At 41.6% G+C, this 19,982-nt stretch carries 20 protein-coding genes; 5 read left to right on the top strand and 15 right to left on the bottom strand.

Going from position 1 to position 19,982, the window contains the following annotated elements; genetic code table 11:
* Positions 1 to 86: 86 nt before the first annotated feature.
* From BST86_RS04695 to BST86_RS04675, 5 genes are all read right to left on the bottom strand, one after another.
* Positions 87 to 1,286, bottom strand: coding sequence for a glutamate-5-semialdehyde dehydrogenase (locus BST86_RS04695; RefSeq protein WP_105982262.1), 1,200 nt, complete (start codon positions 1,284 to 1,286; stop codon positions 87 to 89).
* A 27-nt stretch (positions 1,287 to 1,313) separates the two neighbouring features.
* Positions 1,314 to 2,126, bottom strand: coding sequence for a glutamate 5-kinase (proB, locus tag BST86_RS04690; protein ID WP_105982261.1), 813 nt, complete (start codon positions 2,124 to 2,126; stop codon positions 1,314 to 1,316).
* 2 nt (positions 2,127 to 2,128) lie between these two features.
* Positions 2,129 to 2,929 carry a pyrroline-5-carboxylate reductase gene (proC, locus tag BST86_RS04685; RefSeq protein ID WP_105982260.1) on the bottom strand — a complete coding sequence of 267 codons (801 nt, stop codon included), beginning with the start codon at positions 2,927 to 2,929 and terminating at the stop codon, positions 2,129 to 2,131.
* Between the two features lie 279 nt (positions 2,930 to 3,208).
* Positions 3,209 to 4,171, bottom strand: coding sequence for a phosphoribosylaminoimidazolesuccinocarboxamide synthase (locus BST86_RS04680; protein WP_105983943.1), 963 nt, complete (start codon positions 4,169 to 4,171; stop codon positions 3,209 to 3,211).
* Between the two features lie 134 nt (positions 4,172 to 4,305).
* The gene (locus BST86_RS04675; RefSeq protein ID WP_055412709.1) at positions 4,306 to 5,256 is read right to left on the bottom strand and encodes a PhoH family protein; all 951 of its coding nucleotides are present in this window, start codon (positions 5,254 to 5,256) and stop codon (positions 4,306 to 4,308) included.
* Positions 5,257 to 5,408: 152 nt separating this feature from the next.
* On the opposite strand from BST86_RS04675, the gene BST86_RS04670 reads away from it, so the two are divergent.
* From BST86_RS04670 to gldG, 4 genes are read left to right on the top strand one after another with little or no spacing between them, the layout of a single operon-like run.
* Positions 5,409 to 6,245, top strand: a complete 837-nt coding sequence (locus BST86_RS04670; protein ID WP_055412708.1) for an SAM hydrolase/SAM-dependent halogenase family protein — start codon at positions 5,409 to 5,411, stop codon at positions 6,243 to 6,245.
* Entirely contained in the window at positions 6,242 to 6,538 is a 297-nt protein-coding gene (locus BST86_RS04665) for a putative quinol monooxygenase (RefSeq protein WP_105982259.1), read from the top strand. The genes BST86_RS04670 and BST86_RS04665 overlap by 4 nt, the downstream gene beginning before the upstream one ends.
* A complete protein-coding gene (gene gldF / locus BST86_RS04660; protein ID WP_105982258.1) occupies positions 6,535 to 7,266 on the top strand; it encodes a gliding motility-associated ABC transporter permease subunit GldF in 732 nt (243 codons plus the stop codon). Before BST86_RS04665 ends, gldF begins: the two co-directional genes overlap by 4 nt.
* The gene (gene gldG / locus BST86_RS04655) at positions 7,263 to 8,945 is read left to right on the top strand and encodes a gliding motility-associated ABC transporter substrate-binding protein GldG (RefSeq protein ID WP_105982257.1); all 1,683 of its coding nucleotides are present in this window, start codon (positions 7,263 to 7,265) and stop codon (positions 8,943 to 8,945) included. The genes gldF and gldG overlap by 4 nt, the downstream gene beginning before the upstream one ends.
* Here the strand turns inward: gldG and BST86_RS04650 are convergent.
* The 7 genes from BST86_RS04650 to aroC form a co-directional block, all read right to left on the bottom strand.
* Entirely contained in the window at positions 8,942 to 9,514 is a 573-nt protein-coding gene (locus BST86_RS04650; RefSeq protein ID WP_105982256.1) for a PhnA domain-containing protein, read from the bottom strand. The genes gldG and BST86_RS04650 overlap by 4 nt on opposite strands.
* Before the next feature lie 113 nt (positions 9,515 to 9,627).
* The gene (locus BST86_RS04645) at positions 9,628 to 10,932 is read right to left on the bottom strand and encodes a hypothetical protein (RefSeq protein ID WP_105982255.1); all 1,305 of its coding nucleotides are present in this window, start codon (positions 10,930 to 10,932) and stop codon (positions 9,628 to 9,630) included.
* The gene (locus BST86_RS04640) at positions 10,908 to 12,077 is read right to left on the bottom strand and encodes a peptidase MATCAP family protein (RefSeq protein WP_105982254.1); all 1,170 of its coding nucleotides are present in this window, start codon (positions 12,075 to 12,077) and stop codon (positions 10,908 to 10,910) included. The genes BST86_RS04645 and BST86_RS04640 overlap by 25 nt, the downstream gene beginning before the upstream one ends.
* A gap of 6 nt (positions 12,078 to 12,083) precedes the next feature.
* Positions 12,084 to 12,923, bottom strand: coding sequence for an N-formylglutamate amidohydrolase (locus BST86_RS04635; protein ID WP_105982253.1), 840 nt, complete (start codon positions 12,921 to 12,923; stop codon positions 12,084 to 12,086).
* Positions 12,916 to 13,947, bottom strand: a complete 1,032-nt coding sequence (gshB, locus tag BST86_RS04630) for a glutathione synthase (protein WP_105982252.1) — start codon at positions 13,945 to 13,947, stop codon at positions 12,916 to 12,918. The genes BST86_RS04635 and gshB overlap by 8 nt, the downstream gene beginning before the upstream one ends.
* Positions 13,948 to 14,162: 215 nt before the next feature.
* Positions 14,163 to 15,491, bottom strand: coding sequence for a dicarboxylate/amino acid:cation symporter (locus BST86_RS04625; protein ID WP_105982251.1), 1,329 nt, complete (start codon positions 15,489 to 15,491; stop codon positions 14,163 to 14,165).
* Positions 15,492 to 15,551: 60 nt separating this feature from the next.
* Positions 15,552 to 16,616 carry a chorismate synthase gene (gene aroC, locus BST86_RS04620; RefSeq protein WP_105982250.1) on the bottom strand — a complete coding sequence of 355 codons (1,065 nt, stop codon included), beginning with the start codon at positions 16,614 to 16,616 and terminating at the stop codon, positions 15,552 to 15,554.
* Positions 16,617 to 16,706: 90 nt separating this feature from the next.
* Here aroC and BST86_RS04615 point away from each other — a divergent pair, with 90 nt between their 5' ends.
* Positions 16,707 to 17,501, top strand: coding sequence for an energy transducer TonB (locus tag BST86_RS04615; RefSeq protein WP_105982249.1), 795 nt, complete (start codon positions 16,707 to 16,709; stop codon positions 17,499 to 17,501).
* Between the two features lie 23 nt (positions 17,502 to 17,524).
* On the opposite strand, the gene BST86_RS04610 is transcribed toward BST86_RS04615, so the two are convergent.
* From BST86_RS04610 to mtaB, 3 genes are all read right to left on the bottom strand, one after another.
* Complete coding sequence (locus tag BST86_RS04610; protein WP_105982248.1) at positions 17,525 to 18,223, bottom strand: hypothetical protein; 699 nt, start codon at positions 18,221 to 18,223, stop codon at positions 17,525 to 17,527.
* The gene (locus tag BST86_RS04605) at positions 18,223 to 18,558 is read right to left on the bottom strand and encodes a PadR family transcriptional regulator (protein WP_105982247.1); all 336 of its coding nucleotides are present in this window, start codon (positions 18,556 to 18,558) and stop codon (positions 18,223 to 18,225) included. Before BST86_RS04605 ends, BST86_RS04610 begins: the two co-directional genes overlap by 1 nt.
* An 87-nt stretch (positions 18,559 to 18,645) precedes the next feature.
* Positions 18,646 to 19,971 carry a tRNA (N(6)-L-threonylcarbamoyladenosine(37)-C(2))-methylthiotransferase MtaB gene (gene mtaB / locus BST86_RS04600; protein WP_105982246.1) on the bottom strand — a complete coding sequence of 442 codons (1,326 nt, stop codon included), beginning with the start codon at positions 19,969 to 19,971 and terminating at the stop codon, positions 18,646 to 18,648.
* Between the last annotated feature and the right edge of the window lie 11 nt (positions 19,972 to 19,982).

Here is a 19,982-nt window from a genome sequence, read left to right as displayed (position 1 = left end):
CGTGCCTTCCATATATTCAGGAAAGTGAAATAAAAAAAGCTCAGAATCACATCTGAGCTTTTGGTTTACCTGGAATATTTCAAATACTATTCACGAATCTGTCCAGTACCTGAAACATAGTATTTGTTCGTGACTAATTGTTTCAATCCTAGTGGCCCGCGATGGTGCAACTTGTCGGTACTAATGGCAAGCTCTGCTCCTACGCCCATTTGTCCACCATCTGTAAATCGTGTAGAGGCGTTATGGTACACCGCTGCACTATCGATTTGCTCCATAAAAGTGGCGGCATCATCCATATTTTCTGTTAAAATGATGTTTGAATGGCCACCAGAATAGGTGTTGATGCGCTCGATGGCATCTTCCAATCCATTGACTGTTCCCATGGCTGCTTTTCTAGCTAGAAATTCTTGAAACCATACATTTTGATCTTCAATCAGATCATTGGTTTCTAAGATGTTGGCAAATTCTTTACTAGCAACAATATGAACCTCTTTATCCGTCAACTCTTTTTCTATCCTGCGACTTACATTTTCAAAATCGGGATGATTTTGATCGATGTAAATTTTGTCAAGAGCATTACAACCAGAGATTTTATTGGTTTTGGCATTCACAATAACCGGAATTACTTTTTCAATATCTGCGCTTGGTGCGACATAGGCAAAATTATTACCGCGACCACTCACCAGAACGGCGCATTTTGCATGCATCTTGACAAATTCAATAAGTCGTTCACCACCGCGTGGCACGATGAGATCTAATGGCTGATCTGGGTTTTTTAAAAACTCCTGAGTAGCTGTGCGATCCATCTTAAGATATTGGATCCAGTCCGTGGAAAGATCATTATCCTTCAAGGCTTGATGCCAACACTTAACCAGTTCTTCATTGCTGTGGTGGGCTTCTTTACCACCTTTGAGTAATATCTTGTTATTGGCTTTAAAGGCGAGAACGGCGGCCTCGATGGTAACATCTGGTCGTGATTCATAAATGATCATGATGGTTCCAAAGGGCGCTGTTTTATTAGTGATGTTCAACCCATTTCCCAAGGTGTCATCACTTATCGTTTGCCCAACAGGATCCTGCTGATCTTTAACCTCACGCACGGCACGAATCATGTCCTCCACTTTACTTTCGTCAACAATCAATCGCTCATAAAGCGCCTGATCATCACCGCTAAAAGCCTCCAGATCCTTTTTATTAGCCGCAATGATATGATCCTTGCGCTCTGCCAATAGCTCCATCATGGACTGTAATACATTATTTTTTATGTCTTCTTTCAATAATTTCATTCTGTTTGTTTCAATTTTTTTTACGCTTTACGCTTCTTCTTCTACTAGGTGGACACGTGTTCCTACATCTTTTCCATTGACAATATCAATGATGCAATCTTCTCGTTTTCCGTTCGCGATGTAGGTTGGAATATTTTTAGCAGCAGTCTGTTTGGCTACGTTTATTTTTGATTTCATTCCGCCACGTCCTTCTCCTTCACTTTTATTGGAAGATTGAATAAACTGCTCTACCGGTTGATTGGTGGTCACGGTTTTAATCACTCTAGACGACTCATCTGCTGGGTTACCGTCGTAGACACCATCAATATCAGTCAATAATATCAACATATCTGCTTGTATCAATTCTGCTACCAGGCTGGCAAGTTCGTCGTTGTCTGAAAACATTGACATGGATAGTGAAACGGCATCGTCTTCATTTGCGATGGGTACAATTCCTTGACTCAACAAACCTTCATAGCAATTGATCATGTTGTCGCGGTGCTTACCTTCTGCAAAATCGCGTTTAGTGGCGAGTACTTGAGCACATCGCATCCCATAATCATGAAAGATGCTATAGTAATGACGCATCATTCTAGGTTGTCCAACCGCGGAGTACACCTGACGTCTGATTGTAATATCCTCAATATCGTTATCGTCCAGAACTTCCATTCCTGCAATGACCGATCCTGAAGAAATCAATACCGTAATCATGTCTTCCTCATACAATCTGGCAATTTGATCCACCAATTTTTTCAAAATGGGTCTCACAATACGATTGTCTTTATTGGTCATCACATTGGTTCCAACTTTTACGACAACTCTCTTTTTGTGTCTCTTTCTTGCTTTATCTAAGTCTAACATATCTATTTTCCTAATTCAACAGCTCTATTAAAAGCAGCATACGCCGCTTCCTGAATCAAATCCTGAACATTATTATCATCCATGGAATCCAATGCAGCTCTTGTGGTTCCGCCTTTAGAGGCCACACGATTCATCCAAGATTCTGGACTCAAATCTGACTGATTGAAAAGCTCTACGGCTCCTTCAAATGTCTGACTTACCAAAACTTTTGAGTCATGATCAGAAAAGCCCATTTTTTTTGCGGCTTCCATCATGGATTGCATGAAATAAAATACATAAGCTGGACCGCTACCCGAAATTCCTGTAGAAGCATCGATGTCATTTTCAGTGTCTAGATACACAGACTTTCCTGTGGTATCCAATAACTTTTGGACGGTTGAAAGTTCCAATCTAGAAACTTCGCTAGATGAAGTAAATGAAGTCAGTCCTTTACCTACCTGTGCCGGTAGGTTAGGCATGGCACGAACGACCTTGACAATGCCTAAACCATCCTGAATGGTTTTGATGGTTACACCAGCCATGATAGAAACAATGACTTGGTCTTTTTTGGTCAATGGTTTTAACTCTGCTAGCAATTCACCAGCATGGTAAGGCTTAACCGCTAAGAAGATAATATCTGCAGATGGTAAACAATCGGCTAGATTGGTGTACACATCAAAACGACTTTCTTTCTTGAGTTCTATGGTTTTTTCAGGACTGGTATCTGAGATCATCAGATTGTCCTTACTTAGGTATTCAGATTTTATGAGTGCCTTTGCATACGCAAGTCCCATATTTCCTGCTCCTATTACAAGTACTTTCATTAGGTAACTTTAATGGTTATTAGTTACCTGTAAAGCTGCAAGCACCATGCGATGGTGCCATATGAAACTTATAATTTGAAAAAACTCAAAATTATCAGTTTAAAACACTTATAATCAATGTCTTATAAAACAAATGGTTTGTAAGATCGCTTTAGCGAAATACTGCCAGATCGGCACCAAAGGATATAAAACTGAATTACTGGCAGGTTTGATAGGGGCAACATCCGTTTAGGTTGCTTCAAGGATGCACTCAACTCACCATCAGAATCAAACGAATTCTTATGAATTATTCTCCAACCAAGCTACCACATTCTTCTCTATACGATCCAGAATGTTATTGGTGTCTGCCTTATCAAATGGCTCTCCAGTGATTTTTTCGTACAACTCAATGTAGCGTTCACTGACAGATAGGATGTACTCATCGCTCATTGTTGGTACTTTTTGACCTTCCAATCCCTGAAAGTCATTGGAGATCAACCACTGGCGTACAAACTCTTTACTCAGTTGTTTTTGAGGTTCGCCTTTTTCTTGGCGTTCTTCATAACCATCGGCATAAAAATATCTGGAAGAATCTGGTGTGTGTATCTCGTCAATGAGAACGATTGTTCCATCTGCAGTTTTACCAAATTCATACTTTGTATCCACCAGTATCAAACCACGATCTGCTGCCAGCTGTGTACCTCTCTCAAATAAGGCGCGTGTGTATTTCTCCAGCACCTCATAATCTTCTTTGGAAACAATTCCACGAGCCAAGATGTTTTCTCTTGAGATATCCTCATCGTGATCGCCCATTTCGGCTTTGGTGGCTGGTGTGATAATGGGCTGTGGGAACTTGTCGTTTTCCTTCATCCCATCAGGCATAGCGACACCACACAACTCACGTTTTCCCGATTTATACTCGCGTGCGGCATGACCGCTCATATAACCACGTATGACCATTTCTACCTTAAAAGGCTCACACTTATGCCCTATCGCCACATTAGGATCTGGCGTTGCAATCAACCAGTTGGGAACGATGTCTGCTGTGGCAGCCATCATTTTGGTCGCTATTTGATTCAGGATTTGTCCCTTAAATGGAATACCACGTGGCATCACCACATCAAAAGCACTCAATCGATCACTGGCGATCATGACCAATAGATCATTTTCCAGCGTATACACTTCACGAACCTTTCCTTTATAAACAGATTGCTGTCCTGGGAATTTAAAATCAGTATTGGTTATGGTATCAAATAGGAACATGAAGGTTTGTTTTAAGCTTTGGTAAATTTCAGAAATCCCACTTGCAATGCAGCAAATGGGATTCATTTTTATTCAATAGTTATTGACGATGGATTAGAAGAGCACGCTTTCGCGAAAGCGAACTCACAAAAAATCTAATTGCGATTTTCGATCTCCTTATAAGCGGCAATCACTTTCTTGACCAGTCTGTGGCGCACCACATCGCTGTCGTCCAGATACATCATACCAACGCCTTCTACTTCTTTAAGGATCAACAAGGCTTCCTTAAGTCCTGAAATGGTGCGTCGCGGTAGATCGATTTGTCCTGGATCGCCAGTAATAAAAAACTTGGCGTCCTTACCCATACGCGTCAGGAACATCTTCATTTGTGCATGTGTGGTGTTTTGGGATTCATCAAGAATCACGTAAGCTTGATCCAGCGTGCGACCACGCATAAAGGCTAGCGGCGCGATCTGGATGGTGCCTTTTTCTATATATGACGCGAGTCGTTCTGCTGGCACCATGTCGCGCAGTGCATCATAAATTGGTTGCATATATGGATCCAGTTTCTCTTTGAGGTCACCAGGTAAAAAGCCTAGATTTTCGCCTGCTTCTACAGCCGGGCGCGTGATGATGATACGTTTTACCTCGCGATTTTTAAGTGCCTGAACAGCGAGAGCAACACCTATGTAGGTTTTACCGGTTCCCGCAGGACCTATGGCAAAAACCATATCGTTTTGCTTGCAAAGCGCTACCAGTTTACGCTGGTTGGGCGTTTTGGGACGTATGAGCGCTCCATTGTTACCATGAACCAAGACATCGTTGGTGCCTTTGGCCTCGTAATTTTCGGTCTCGTTTGCCGTCAATAGGCGTTCCATGACGTTTTCGTCCATTTTGTTGTACTTGGTAAAATGTTTGAGCAACATTTCAAGTCTCTTGTCAAATTCGGCCAGTTGTTCTTCATCGCCATAGACCTTCATGACAGAGCCACGAGCGACGATTTTAAGTTTGGGATAATGTTGTTTTAAGAAGGCTAGATTCTTGTTCTTGACGCCAAAAAATTCTCTGGGATTTGCGTCTGCAAGGTCGATGACAAGTTCGTTCAAAAGCGGTAAATTAAGTGACAGATTGCGTCTATTATTTTTTAGTTTTGTTGAGGATGATCCTATGGCTTATGAAATTAGTAAATTCTAGTCTAGAGCGTTCATTTAAGAGCCAATTTTAATTATCATTTAATCAACAACCACCTACCTTTTATATGGCCATAATTACATTGACGACAGATTTTGGCTGGAAAGATCCCTATGTAGGCGCGGTTAAGGGTGCTATCCTTAAAGAATTGGACGCTGTTACCATTGTTGATATTTCTCACGACATCTCGCCTTTTCACATTGCAGAGGCTGCCTATATCATTCAAAAGGCCTACGATTCCTTTCCTGATGGGACGATTCACATTATAGGCGTCGATGCCGAACATACTCCAGAAAACAAGCATGTCGCCATTCTATTGAACGGCCATTATTTTATTTGTGCTGACAATGGATCACTGTGTTTGATCATGAGTAAGCTCAAGGCAGAAAAAATGGTAGAGATCAACATTCACGATCGCATATCGTCCAACTTCACGACGCTGGACGTATTTGTGAAAACGGCCTGCCACATTGCTCGTGGCGGTACGCTAGAAGTTATAGGCAAGCCCATCAATTCACTACGATCTATTACGGGTATCCACCCGCAAGTGTCTGAAAGTGGGAACTACATTAACGGTCAAGTGATTTACATTGATAATTACGGGAACAGTGTGACCAACATTAGTCGGGAATTGTTCAAAGAAGTAGGTCGTGGCCGTACTTTTGAGCTTGCGGCACGCAGTGAAAAGCACAAAGTGATTTACGACCGTTATTCTGATATCGTGAATTTTGACACGCCACCAGAAAAACGTGATGTGGACGGTAAAGGACTAGTCATTTTCAACACAGCTGGATTGATTGAAATCGCCACTTATAGATCGAATCCTTTGACCGTTGGTAGCGCCAGTACGTTATTCGGTTTACAGCTAGATGCACCAGTCATCATAAACTTTGAAAACAAATGATAGTAAGGATTGTACAGATGCATTTTTCTGAAAACAAAATCGATGATTTCAAAGTCTTATTTGAGGATATCAAAGAGAAGATACGTCATCAACCTGGATGTGAATTTCTAGAGCTTTATCAAGGAACTGATGATCCACAAACCTTTTTTACCTACAGCTACTGGAATTCTTCAACCGATTTAAATAACTATCGAAATTCTGCGTTGTTTCAAGAGATATGGCCTAAAACCAAAGCCATGTTTGATCAAAAGCCCGTCGCTACCAGCGCAGAAAAACTTCACAGCCTTTCATGAAAGCCATTTATCTAAAGGAAATACGTGGATTCTTCAGCAGCCTGAGCGGTTATTTGGTGCTGTGTATTTTCCTATTGGTTAGTGGTTTGTTTGTGTTTGTATTTGATGGTGAATTCAATGTGCTTAACTATGGTTTTGCAGATCTGACTCCGTTTTTTCTATTGATACCATGGTTGTTTATGTTCTTGATTCCCGCGATATGCATGCGCAGTTTCACGGTAGAACGCGATCTGGGCACATTGGAAATATTATTGACCAGACCCATTTCCATACGATCCTTAATAGGTGGGAAATTTGCTGCGGCCTTTACAATAACCACCTTGGCATTGGTGCCTACAATCATTTATGTCATCACGGTTGGTACTTTGGGACAGACTTCTTACAATATCGATTTGGGCAGTACCTTCGGTAGCTATTTAGGTGCCTTATTGATGTCGTTGGGCTACGTGAGTATTTCCATATGGTGCAGTACGGTGACTAAGAATCAGATCATAGCTTTTCTCATTGCGGCGCTGGTTTGTTTTGTAATGTATTTTGGCTTTGAAGGTGCCGCAGGTTATCTCGTTACCGACGATTTGATCGCGTCTTTTGGCATGAAATATCACTATGAAAGTATGGCGCGCGGCGTTATCGACACGCGTGATGTCGTGTACTTTGTGAGCGTCGCTGTTTTCTTTTTCGCTTTAAGCGAAATTTCACTCAAAAAAAGCCTGAATAGGAATTCATGATCAAGATCGTTAGAAATATAGCCTTGTTGATCGTTGCGCTCGTTGCGATAAACTATCTGTCTGGAAAGTTTCACAAACGCTTTGACCTGACTGAAAACCAGCGGTACACCATTGCTCCCGAAACGAAAAAACTGCTGGATGAAGCCGAGCTTCCCATTTTTATAGATGTATTCTTGGATGGCGAGTTACCGTCAGAATTTCTCAAATTGAAACAGGAGACCAGACAATTACTAGAAGAACTGGCCGCCATACATCCCAATGTGAAATATGATTTTCTCGATCCTGTGGAAAATCTCAATCCAGAAGAAGCAAATCAGGTCGTCCAGCAACTCGCTCGAGAAGGCGTACAACCTGCCGTCGCCAATATTATTGAAAAGGGAAAACAGACCAATGTTACCGTGTTTCCCTATGCGATCATCGCTTATGACGGTAAACGTACCGCGATCCCATTGTTGAAATCGGTAGCGCGATCCACTACAGAGCAACGAGTGAATTCTTCCATCAATCAATTGGAATACCAACTGGCAGATGGCTTGCGCAAGGTGTCCAAGCCCAAGGACAAAACCATTGCCATACTGCGCGATAGCGGTGAGTTGAGTAATCTACAAATCGCCGATTTCATTAGATCTCTACAGGCATATTATCGTATTGCGCCATTCGGGATTGAATTTGTTACTTCTAGTGATAGTGTGACGCCAGTAAAAGTGCTGAATGAATTGAAGAAATACGATCTGGTGGTCGAGCCCAAACCAACCGTCGCCTTTTCTGAAACCAAAAAATACGTACTTGATCAATATGTCATGAATGGTGGGAATTTGCTCATGGCGGTAGATCCTATCATTATGGAAAATGATAGCCTAGCAAACCCAGATCAAAAGGCCTATGCACTCTCCAGAGATTTAAATTTGGATGACATGCTCTTTAGATACGGTTTGCGTTTGAATCGTGGCTTGATAAAGGATGTTCAAAGTGGTGCTCTGGCTCTAGCGACAGGACAAGGTCGAAACACACAGTACGAGGCTTTTCAATGGCCCTACTACCCTATGGCCAGTGGTGATAGTACCAGCGACATCACACGCAATCTGGAAGAAGTGAAATTTGAATATACCGGTAGCCTAGACACTTTGAAAAGCTCTAGTAAAAAGCAAATTTTATTATCATCAAGCGCTGAAACTGCTATAGTTACTTTACCATCTGCTATTTCTCTAAATGAATTGGATGATGAGATAGATCCGCAATTGTATAGATCAGGTAGCCAGCCACTGGCAGCCATCGCCCAAGGATCTTTTATTAGTGCCTATAAAAACCGTGTCAAGCCATTCGAAATCAAAGATCATAAGGATGAGACCAGCGAGGCTTCCATTTTTCTGGCGGCAGATGGCGACATCATGAAAAATCAAATAGATCGCGGTCAGCCGCAAGATCTAGGATATGACATGCGAACCGGTCAGTTTTATGGGAATAAGGAATTCTTGATGAATGTGGTCAACTACATGCTGGATGATGACAATTTGATTGCCTTGAGAAATAAGGAAATCAAGGTTCCGTTTCTAGATATCAAGCGCAGTTATGACCATAGATTATTGTGGCAAACGATCAACATTGTCGTGCCGTTGTTGATCATACTCGGTTTCGGTGGATTGTTCCTGTGGTTGCGTAAGAGAAAATACACTTCTTAACTCTTCTTCACGTACTGCGTTAATATCACAATATGCTGGCCATTAACTTTTCCTTCAATGTGGTTTTCATTTTCATGATCCAGTGAAATGTTGCGCACAGGTGTACCACGCTTTGCCGTAAAATTAGCTCCTTTAACGTCTAGGTCTTTGATAAGTACCACGCTGTCGCCTTTTGACAGAACATGACCGTTAGCATCACGATGCACCAATTGCGGTCCAGATGCAATACCTGCCATTGCCCATTCTTTTACATCATCTTCCAAATACATCATATCCAATAAATCCACAGGCCAGCCTTCTGGTTTGAGTTGGTTCAACATTCTATAGGCTACAACTTGAACTGCTGGAACTGGACTCCACATAGAGTCGTTAAGACAACGCCAGTGATTAGCATCTACTTGATCAGAATCTGTAAGCTGATTGACACAGGTAGAACAAGCTAGAATACGAGTATCCTTGACATCACTAGGTGAATCAGGTACATCATAGACCAATAGTGATTCCTTGGAAGCACAAAGTTCACAAACGTTTCCAGAGCGTTCTTCTAGCTCTTTTTGCAATTCTGACATAGATTAATTTTACGACCGCAAAGATAGGTAGAATGAATGGCGTGAGCCATGCATTCATACCTATAGGATATAGAACGATTTAGAAATACGTTCAGCGTTTACTTAAGTATAGTTTATCTGCCCAGCGGCACGCTTTTTTCAAAATCGAGATCCAAGTTGGGATTAGAAATAACCCCATTCGCATCAATCGAGATGACGCGAGGTAATAATAATATTCCAAGATCTTCTCTAAATTCAAAACCATCCTTGGGACTTGCTTTTACATTAAGTCCAGCAAGCTGACTGGAAAATTGCAATTCCTTCCATGTATCCTCATAAAGTGAGGCATCAACTCCATAAGCGACATAGTAGGTGTCTGGCTCTTGCTGTACCGCAAATTTATTCCACTTGGTTAGGTTTTGTCTTAGAAAGGGATCTCTAAAACTGTAAACTAATAATTGGATTTTTTTACCTTGAAAATTATTGAAATTGACGCTGGCACCATCAACGGTTTGCACTTCTGGATACTCAAAATCACTGCCCTTTCCTGTTTTTTTACTTTTTCTATATAGGCGTCGTTCCTTACTTGTATGCGGATTGTAAAGTGGTTTTGAAATGTCATACAAAAAGTCTGCTCTAGGATGGTGCTCCGTAGACTGGACAAATGCTTTCTTTTTAAGATCGCTAGTAATAAAACCATCTAAATCATTGACAAATCGGCGACCATACCGCACCTTTTCTAGTTGCAATAGTTTCTTGAAGTTATATACTTGCGCCATCGCCTTGTATTGTGGTATGGTAGTATAATAACGATTGCTAGAGAAATCCATATCAGGAAAATCCTGCAATTCAAGATCTTCAAGCGAAGTGGTTTGGTCCATTTGATATTGCTGGTGTGCCAGTTTTACATAAGCCTGAAAACTCTTATAATACATGGCCTCATCTTCTTTAAACAACTCGCTAAAAGGCATGCTTTTAAGCTTTTCCATCCATACATTAGTCAGGCTATCCATCGATGGAGCGAGTTGTGCCATGGGCTGCTTCAATAAATCCTTTTGATTGGCAAACTCGGTGTAAACTTCATTACGCGTAATCAAATATTCATTTTTTAACGCGCCTTGAGCACCTGAGTAAATGACCGTAATAAGGCTGTCATTTTTAAAAACAGCTGCATTGAAATCATCAAAGTCCTCTAGATGAATGGGAAAGATTTTATTTTCTACAATCAAGCTGTTAAAGCCTCCAAAACCAGATCTATATGCAGAATCTACTCTTTCATAGACCTGATCGACCAAACTATTGGTAACGATCCTTACCGGTACATTCTCTGTAGTTGTGGTGGTAACATATATAGGAATGTCATATTGCGCCCAAGATATTGGGGCACTAATAAAAAGTAATATTAAAAACGAGACTATTTTAAATTTTGCAATATCCATTCTACACGTTGGTCTTTATTGTTATTGGAATTGTAGGATTTGCATTTATAAGTAATGGGTTTAGCAAGACCTACTTCCTGCAATCTTTTTACAGATGGCAAGTATTCTAGGGAACATTTACCCATCAACAATGATTCCATGCTTTCGCCGGCTTGATGAAGGTTGTATATTTTTTGAAGACCAGAAAGGTATAATGCATCTTTCGTAAAACCGCCACCACGGTGAACTCTCAAGGTAATATTGAAGGCTCGCTCACGATCCAGACCGTACTGATTATGGATCAGGTTAAAGGTTTCTGTGAAGTCGTTTCCTTTGATAAGGCTGTCTGCGGCAATCACACGATAAGCCAATTCTCGCAGTCTGGAAACGGTCAAATTACCACTCATATATTCCGCAAAAACGGCTAGTCCTTCCTGTGTTTCCACATTGTTGGGGAATCCATTCCCGAACACTTTTAAGGGTTGCTCGATCGCATTAAAAGTCGTGACCAGGTGTACACCTATCTCGTGGTGCGCCAAAACATTAAGCTGGTGCTGCGAGAACTGGTGATTCTTCTTCAATATAAGTGCACGGTCTTTATTGGAAACCATTGCCGCGGCACTCATGGCGCTGCTAGTTTTGATGGCAAAGTTGAAACCGTATTCCTTTTTATAATCTTCAAAGAATTGGATCGCTTGTTCTGTAGATAATTGAGGTTCCGCTTTCGCGAAAGCGGACTCATCATCTTCCCTATGGTGTAGGATGAACTTTGCGTTTTCCACCATCTTATCGGTAGGCGTACCGTAAAACCGTAGGCTGTTGAAATAAAACCGATTGTCTGGCTGGCTTATGGTCTCAATGCACTGGACCATACCACTGTAGGTATATACCACGTCCTTGTATAGGTCTCGTATAACCTTGTCATCGATGTCCTTGAGCCGCTGGCTAAAAAATAGACGATGCAGTTTATAGGTGTCAAATCGCACCTTGCGGTATTTGAATTTAGGATTGTACTTGTACTTTTCCTTGAAAAATTGCTTGCGTTCCTGAGCAATATTCAACGGATTTATAAACGCCAGCAGTTCCAGATTACCGACCAATCGATGAATATTCTCATCGATTTCCATCACTTCCTGAAACTCGCCGGTGAACTTAGATAACTTCATAGACTTTTACTGATCAAAGGTATGGTGGCGATCATAGAAACGATAAGCGTGCGACTGTATGTAGTACTTGAGCTTGTCCTTCAAGGCGTGAACCACTTCTGGATACACAACGCCGGTTTCTTCATCGCAATATATTTTTGAAACCTCAGTAGCCAGAACCAAGGAATTCTTGGAATTGGCAGTCACGTATTTTAAAAAGAATCCGTTTCCTTGAAACACATCATTGATTTCGCAAGAAACTTCTTGTTCAATAGGCAATTCAATTTTATTGAGAATTTCCTTCCATTGTTCAATGGCCAATTTGTATTTGATCTGATCAACATTTGAAGTACCTATATTAAATATTGGGACTTTGCGGTCCCAACGTTTGTAATTGTAAGAATGTAGATCATAAAAAACGGTAGTCCCGAAGAGCTCTTCCAGCTTGACAATCAATTGCAGAATGACTCTATAAAAGTTTTCGTGCTTTTGAAGTGCACTGTCTTTTTCCTCTTCTGACAATGGCGTTTTCCAAAGTGTTTTTCCCCAAGCGGTTTCATAAATCGCGTTTTTGGGATCTCTATTGAGATCATACTCAAATCTGCTGTCGTGTGCTATAATCGTGATGGGCAACATGGAAATCATGGTACCCGTTGCCGGATCTTCTTCATACCAGCGATCGTACTCTGTATGCAAGCACTTTTTCCATAGTCTTTTATCAAAATGGTGTCCGTCATGTATTGCAGCGCATACGTAGGGAACGTAATCGTCAATTTTTATGGAAAACGAGTAATCGTCAACAACGGCATGAAATGTTTCTTCATGCTCGATCTTATTCAAGATCTGACGGATGGACATTTTATTCATTCAGTAGGGTGTTCTTGAGTTTTTGGGTTCTATCTAGAGCTTTTTTTCTAATGCTGGTCTCTTCTTCAAAATAGTCAATGATCTTTTCTTGGACCTTGGTTTTAGAGGACTTATTGATTTGAACAATGCCGCCAGGTGACATCACGTTAACTTCTACCAGCATGCCATTGATCACATCGATCCCAACAAAGAACAAACCATCGTTTACTAGTTTGGGACCTATTTTTTTACACAGTAGCTTTTCAGCTTTTGTCAGGTTATGTTTTTCAAAACTGCCGCCAGCGCTAATGTTGGACCTATGATCATCGCCGCCAGGAACACGTCTTACGGCGCCTATAGGTTTACCGTTAAGGAGTAGAATGCGACTATCTCCTTGATCTGCGCCATCGATATAATCTTGAAGGATTACATAATTAGTAGTACCGTCTTTATTGTCAATGTAGAAATCCAGCAAAGAGTTGACATTAAACATCGCACTCTTCTCAATCATGATCACGCCGCTACCACCATAACCGTTAAGTGGCTTCATGATCATGCGATCTCGAGGGTTTTCCTTAATGACTGATTTTAAATATTCCTTGTTTTTGGAAACGTGCGTACGAGGTATGATCGTGTTGTCTGGATCTACAAAACAAGCTGTATACAACTTATTGTTGGCCTCACGCAATCCTTCAATATCATTCACTATAAATACATCTTCCTTAACTGAGTCCAAGAAGTTGAGTGCAATAGGATCTAGAGGTGGATTAGCCCGCATCATGATCACATCAAAACCAGCCAGTGGTAACATCTTTTCCTTGAATTGTGCTCGCTTATAGAAAGATTTCATTTGAGCTGGCACTTTGTCCATCTTACGTATCACTTTTGAGAATGCATAAGCTATGCTATCACGTATGGTAAGATTTGCTGGAGTTGCCATTGCAACAGTGTGACCACGCTTCATGCATTCATGGATCAGCACCAGCGTGGAATCACTCTCGGGATGGACTTCTTCCCACGGGTACATGATAAAACAGACATTCATAAGATTTTCTTTTTGGTTGGTACCGTGCAAACTAGGAATAAAAAGAAAATGATGCTGTTAAGTAAATGCAATAGTTAAGTGGTAGAGGTTGAGATTATTTTGCTTTCCTGCCTGACCGGCAGGCAGGCGCGAAAGCGCACAAATCGTAGGCCGGCATCTAACCAACATAATCTACGTACCTAAGAACTTAAAAGAAAGAATTACTCAATAGGGGTTTATGAAGAAACCTCGTCCAGGTGGTCATCCCATTCCTGTACATCTGGCTCGCCAAATTTACCCAAAGACTTCGCCACTATAGAAGCTACTGTCGCGTCACCAGTAACATTCACTGTAGTACGCAACATATCCAGCGGTCGGTCGACGGCAAATATTAAGGCTAGAGCAACCGGTAGTAGTTCGCTAGGAAAATTAATGGACTCCAAAACAATCACCAGCATCACCATTCCAGCGCCAGGAACCGCAGCAGAGCCAATAGATGCCAACAGCGCCGTCAACACTATAGTTAATTGAGCGGTCAAAGCCAATTCAATTCCCAATGCCTGACAAACAAACACCGCAGCCACTGCCTGATACAGACTGGTGCCATCCATATTAATGGTAGCACCAACAGGCAGTACAAAACTCGCTACTTCTTTTTCCACGCCCATGTGTTCTTCCACACGCTCCATGGTTACAGGTAGCGTTGCGGCACTAGAACTGGTTGAAAAAGCCAATAACTGAGCTGGAGCGATTTTGTCCAAAAACCATAGCGGCGATTTCTTGACGTATAACCAGAATATTAAACAGTACACCACAATCATCAAAATTAGTCCTAGAACAACCGTACCTGCATAGAATAACAAAGCGAGTAGAATATCTGGATCGTCTGCACTCACGACAACATTTGCTAACAATGCAAACACTGCAAAAGGTGCTGTCAACATGATCAAATCAACCATTTTTAGTACCACATCATTTAAGGAATCAAAGAAATTCTTCAAAGGTTCTGCAGCCTTCTCACCTATCAATAGCATGGAAATACCTAAGAAAATAGCAAAGAAAATAACCTGAAGCATCAGGCTGTTGTTGGACATCGCAGCAACGGCATTATCTGGAACCATATCTACAAGTGCTTGTAAAGGTCCGCTATCTTTTTGCATGGCTGCAGTAGATAGTTTACCAGCGATATCAGAATTGCCTTCATAGGTAGCGCTTAAATTATCGATGGTTTCTTGTGAGATTCCAGATCCTGGATTTAATAGATTCACCAGTCCTAAGCCTAAGGTGATCGCAATTACTGTGGTGGCTATATAGATGAGAATGGTGCGCAATCCCATTTTACGGAATTTCGCTATGTCCTTAAGATCAGAAATACCTTTGATCAGCGAGGCAAGAATCAATGGCACCGCTATAAGCTTAAGCAAATTCACAAATATCGTCCCGAATGGATTGATCCAGTCTTCTACAAAACCACGACCCCAATCAAATTGTACCATCAGGAATCCAAAAAGGATTCCCAGTACCATTCCTATTAATATTTGCCAGTGAAGTGCTAATTTTTTCATGTATGATGATTAATTCGCTTTGGTTCGTACCCGACGAGCAGGTATAAAAGCGATTTTATATTAAACTTTTGATGTTTTATTTCTCAAAAAATGATCTGCTAGAACCAGTGCTGCCATGGCTTCTACAATGGGAACCGCTCTGGGAACCACGCATGGGTCGTGACGGCCTTTGCCTTGCATTTCAGTGGCGTTTCCATCTTTGTCGATGGTAGATTGAGATTGCATAATGGTGGCGACGGGCTTGAAAGCCACGCTAAAGTAGATATCCATTCCATTAGAGATACCACCTTGAATACCACCGCTGTAATTGGTTTTTGTACTACCGTCTGCATTGTAGAGATCGTTATGCTCGCTGCCCAGCATGGCGCTACCCGCAAAACCGCTACCGTATTCAAAACCCTTGACGGCATTGATGGAGAGCATGGCTTTACCCAGATCTGCATGTAGTTTGTCAAAAACAGGCTCGCCTAAGGATGGTGGCACATTTTGAATCACGCAACTTACCACACCACCTATAGTATCGCCAGCCTTGCGCACTTGCAGGATCTTTTCTTCACACGCTTTCGCGAAAGCGGAATCTGCACATCTTACTGCATTATTTTCAATTTCTGCAAAGTCTAGCTCTTGATAGGGTTTGTCCATTTTGAGATCGCCAACGCTACTCGTGTAGGCGTGGAACTGGATGGATGATAGCATTTGCTTTGCCACGGCACCAGCCACTACCCTACAGGCAGTTTCTCGAGCACTGCTGCGTCCACCGCCGCGATAGTCGCGGGTACCGTACTTATCGGTATACGTCTTATCTGCATGGCTGGGACGATAACTGTCTGCGATGTGTGAGTAGTCCTTAGACTTTTGGTTCTCGTTGACGATCTGAAAGCCGATGGGCGTTCCCGTAGTCACTCCTTCAAAAATACCTGATAGAAATTCTACGGTATCAGATTCTTTGCGCTGGGTAACGATCTTGCTTTGACCAGGCTTGCGTCTGTCAAGATCTCTTTGAACGGCAGCAAAATCAATTTTGATTCCTGCGGGACAACCGTCAATGATGCCACCTATTGCTATACCGTGTGATTCTCCAAAGGTGGTCAGTTTAAAAGCCTGCCCAAAAGTATTTCCTGCCATAGAAGACAAATATAAGGTTTGCAGGAAATTTAGCGACAAGTTGATCTTTGTATTCCAGTTCCTATATTTAGCAGTTTAAAAATCCCATTGATGTATAGATTATTCGCTTCTTTTTTGCTTTTCAACTTTTTCTCCTTTTCGATTTATGCGCAAACTGAAATATCGATTAGCAAAAAGAATGAAAAGCTACTGGGCCAATCTTATAAATACTACTCCAAAAAGAAATTTGACAAAGCGTTGAATTATGTAGAAAAGGCCATGCAGGAATCTGAAGTTCAAGATATTGCCATGGCATCATTACTGGAAGGCAACATTCACTTTGCACTAGATAACTTAGAAGAAGCGAAAAAAGCCTACGTAAAAGCCATTCAGGTTTCAAAACCAAGTGATAATGCTGCCTACACAGCGCAAATAGGCCTCGCTCGCAGTATGACTAAAATAAACAGACGTAAGGAAATTGAGACCAAGAAAAAGGAAAGGGAAGCTTTAAAAGACTCCATCGATACGGAAAAGAAGAACAAAGATAAAACTACTGCCTTTGCCATAATTGAACAGGTTCCTATCTATCCTGGTTGTGAAGGAAAGATTTCCAATGCTGCTTACAAAAGCTGCATGCAGGAAAAAATCACGGCGCACGTTTCTGAAAACTTCAATACAGGTGTTTCCAAAGCCATAGGCATCAAGGGTAAAATCAATATAAATGTGCAATTTAAAATTAGTGCCCAAGGTGATGTCATCGATATTTATGCAAAGGCTTTAAACCCGTTACTGGAAGAAGAAGCTATACGAGTGATCCAGCGACTACCTAACATGCAACCCGGCACGCAGCAAGGAAAACCAGTAAACGTTATTTATGGTCTGCCAATTATTTTTCAGGTGAATTGATAAGCTTTGTGTGAAAGTTTATTTCATTGCGACATTTTGTATTCTGGATAAGTAGCCTCCAGATATTCTTCCGCACGTTTAGGAATCTCGATGGTTATGATATATAGAAAAAGATATAAACTACAGATGAATAGGCTAAGTGCAAGGATCCATCCTGCGTTTATGGAAGAAAGATCGCTAAAGATATTATAGAAGTGCAAAGGAATAAGAGCGAGGCCTGCTAATGCGCCTTGGCTAAAAATAATATCTTCAAGCATCCATTTTTTATCGCTTACCATACGGTGGCTTTTAATCTGTCGACTACGATACAACAGAAAAGCGACGTAAATCAACGCACAAGTGCAAATAGCGCCTAAAAGGAACCCTTCTGAAAAGCTCGTAAACTTCAAAATGATAAAAGTGACCAGAATACTCGCCGCAAATGCAGCAATCTTTGGCACCTTCATATAATTTTTAAAATGGTTCCAGACCATACGCGTGTATTTCTTATTCATGGCTTTTTGCCGTTGCTCTACTACTTCCATAAATCCAAAAACACCAAACTTTTTGAACTCAAGATCTCTCGCCTGCTCAAAAGTCAGTACTGGAAATTTCTGCCATTGTTGCTCGATGCCGTTTGCCATATGATCCACCAGCTCGGTTTGCAAATCATAATGCTCGACAAAGTGCTGCCGGGTAAATTTGTATAAAGACTCTATCTGCTCATCGTTAAGTTGCGCCATCAATAGCTCCATTTAGGGTTAAAGATCTGTTCCATGGTCGCCATATATTCCCTTATCGCTTCCAGTTGGCTCACACGCTCCTTCTCACCGGCTTCCGTGATTTTATAGTATTTACGCGTGCGTTTTCCCACTTTTTCTATCTCTACGTTAAGGTAGTTATCGGCTTCCAGTTTGTGTAAAATGGGGTACAAAGCACCTTCTTTGATTTCAAGGGAACCATTGGTTTTTTCCTTCACTTTCTGCGTGATTTCATAACCATACATGCGACCATTAGTCTCTAACATCTGGAGCACGATAGCCGTAAGATTACCTCGATATAAAGAATGGTTTGACATACCTATGTAACTTAGGTATAAAAATAAGCTTTAAGTTGAAATAAGCAAATACTGCTATTTAAGGTATTTCGCTTTCGCGAAAGCGAACTAAACCAACGCTACCCTAACAATACCATCTTCATCGATTGTATCTAGCTTTACGGTTTGTAATTCATTGACCAACTCTGGATTATAGTAAGTTTTGACCTTGACGTAGTTCTCGGTAAAACCATGGATAAATCCTTCCTTATTCTCGGCTTCCCAAAGAACTGTTTTTGTTTTACCCAGCTGGCTCTCATAAAAGGCTCTGCGCTTTTTGACCGATAAGCCACGCAGCATTTTGGAACGCTTTTTACGCACGTTCATGGGCACGACGCCATCCATCACAGCGGCTTCTGTGTTTTCTCGTTCGCTATAGGTAAACACATGCAGGTAGGAAATATTTAAGTCACTCAGGAACTTATACGTATCCATAAAATGGGCATCTGTCTCACCTGGAAAACCTACAATCACATCAACACCGATGCAGCCATCTGGCATGACTTCTTTAATCCTGGACACGCGATCCACGTACAGCTCACGGTTATAACGACGCTTCATTTTTCCCAGCAATTCGTTATTACCTGACTGCAACGGAATGTGAAAGTGCGGTACAAAAGCGCGCGATCTGGAAACCAAATCAATGGTTTCATTCTTCAACAAATTGGGCTCTATGGAAGAGATGCGCAAGCGCTCAATGCCTTCTACTTGATCCAATTCTTTGACCAAATCCAAAAAGGTATGCTCATGACGCTTGTTGCCAAATTCACCTTTCCCATAATCGCCTATATTGACGCCGGTAAGAACGATTTCTTTGATATCCTGCGCAGCAATATCACGGGCATTTTCCAAAACATTTTCCAGGGTATCGCTACGTGAAATACCTCGTGCCAGCGGTATGGTGCAATAGGTACATTTGTAATCACAACCATCTTGAACCTTCAAGAAGGCTCTTGTACGATCGCCTATGGAATAGGATCCCACATAAAAATCTGCCTCATCAATCTCGCAGGAATGAATTTGCGCAGGCTCATCTTTGGACAGCTGGTTGATATAATCTGTAATCTTGAACTTCTCGGTGGCACCCAGCACCAGATCCACGCCATCGACGGCCGCCAGTTCTTCAGGTTTCAGTTGCGCATAGCAGCCTACGGCAATGGTAAACGCATCTTTATTTTGCTTTTGGGCTCTCTTGACAATAGACTTGAAACGTTTGTCAGCATTTTCGGTAACGCTACAGGTGTTGATAACATAGATATCAGCTGGTTCGTCAAACTCCTTGCGATCGTAGCCCTGCTTATCAAAATCGCGCGCTATGGTAGATGTCTCGCTAAAATTAAGCTTACATCCCAAAGTATAAAAAGCAACGGATTTCTTATCTGCTACGGCGTTCATGATACGTTTTT

The sequence above is a fragment of the Nonlabens agnitus genome (assembly GCF_002994045.1).
GTDB classification, from domain to species: domain Bacteria; phylum Bacteroidota; class Bacteroidia; order Flavobacteriales; family Flavobacteriaceae; genus Nonlabens; species Nonlabens agnitus.
This window is presented reverse-complemented; position numbering and strand designations above follow the sequence as displayed.

Excerpts from the sequence above, each read along its gene's own strand:
- BST86_RS04695 (WP_105982262.1), bottom strand. The coding sequence starts at position 1,286 with ATGAAATTATTGAAAGAAGACATAAAAAATAATGTATTACAGTCCATG.
- proB (WP_105982261.1), bottom strand. The coding sequence starts at position 2,126 with ATGTTAGACTTAGATAAAGCAAGAAAGAGACACAAAAAGAGAGTTGTC.
- proC (WP_105982260.1), bottom strand. The coding sequence starts at position 2,929 with ATGAAAGTACTTGTAATAGGAGCAGGAAATATGGGACTTGCGTATGCA.
- BST86_RS04680 (WP_105983943.1), bottom strand. The coding sequence starts at position 4,171 with ATGTTCCTATTTGATACCATAACCAATACTGATTTTAAATTCCCAGGA.
- BST86_RS04670 (WP_055412708.1), top strand. The coding sequence starts at position 5,409 with ATGGCCATAATTACATTGACGACAGATTTTGGCTGGAAAGATCCCTAT.
- BST86_RS04665 (WP_105982259.1), top strand. The coding sequence starts at position 6,242 with ATGATAGTAAGGATTGTACAGATGCATTTTTCTGAAAACAAAATCGAT.
- gldF (WP_105982258.1), top strand. The coding sequence starts at position 6,535 with ATGAAAGCCATTTATCTAAAGGAAATACGTGGATTCTTCAGCAGCCTG.
- gldG (WP_105982257.1), top strand. The coding sequence starts at position 7,263 with ATGATCAAGATCGTTAGAAATATAGCCTTGTTGATCGTTGCGCTCGTT.
- BST86_RS04650 (WP_105982256.1), bottom strand. The coding sequence starts at position 9,514 with ATGTCAGAATTGCAAAAAGAGCTAGAAGAACGCTCTGGAAACGTTTGT.
- BST86_RS04645 (WP_105982255.1), bottom strand. The coding sequence starts at position 10,932 with ATGGATATTGCAAAATTTAAAATAGTCTCGTTTTTAATATTACTTTTT.
- BST86_RS04640 (WP_105982254.1), bottom strand. The coding sequence starts at position 12,077 with ATGAAGTTATCTAAGTTCACCGGCGAGTTTCAGGAAGTGATGGAAATC.
- BST86_RS04635 (WP_105982253.1), bottom strand. The coding sequence starts at position 12,923 with ATGAATAAAATGTCCATCCGTCAGATCTTGAATAAGATCGAGCATGAA.
- gshB (WP_105982252.1), bottom strand. The coding sequence starts at position 13,947 with ATGAATGTCTGTTTTATCATGTACCCGTGGGAAGAAGTCCATCCCGAG.
- BST86_RS04625 (WP_105982251.1), bottom strand. The coding sequence starts at position 15,491 with ATGAAAAAATTAGCACTTCACTGGCAAATATTAATAGGAATGGTACTG.
- aroC (WP_105982250.1), bottom strand. The coding sequence starts at position 16,616 with ATGGCAGGAAATACTTTTGGGCAGGCTTTTAAACTGACCACCTTTGGA.
- BST86_RS04615 (WP_105982249.1), top strand. The coding sequence starts at position 16,707 with ATGTATAGATTATTCGCTTCTTTTTTGCTTTTCAACTTTTTCTCCTTT.
- BST86_RS04610 (WP_105982248.1), bottom strand. The coding sequence starts at position 18,223 with ATGGCGCAACTTAACGATGAGCAGATAGAGTCTTTATACAAATTTACC.
- BST86_RS04605 (WP_105982247.1), bottom strand. The coding sequence starts at position 18,558 with ATGTCAAACCATTCTTTATATCGAGGTAATCTTACGGCTATCGTGCTC.
- mtaB (WP_105982246.1), bottom strand. The coding sequence starts at position 19,971 with ATGAACGCCGTAGCAGATAAGAAATCCGTTGCTTTTTATACTTTGGGA.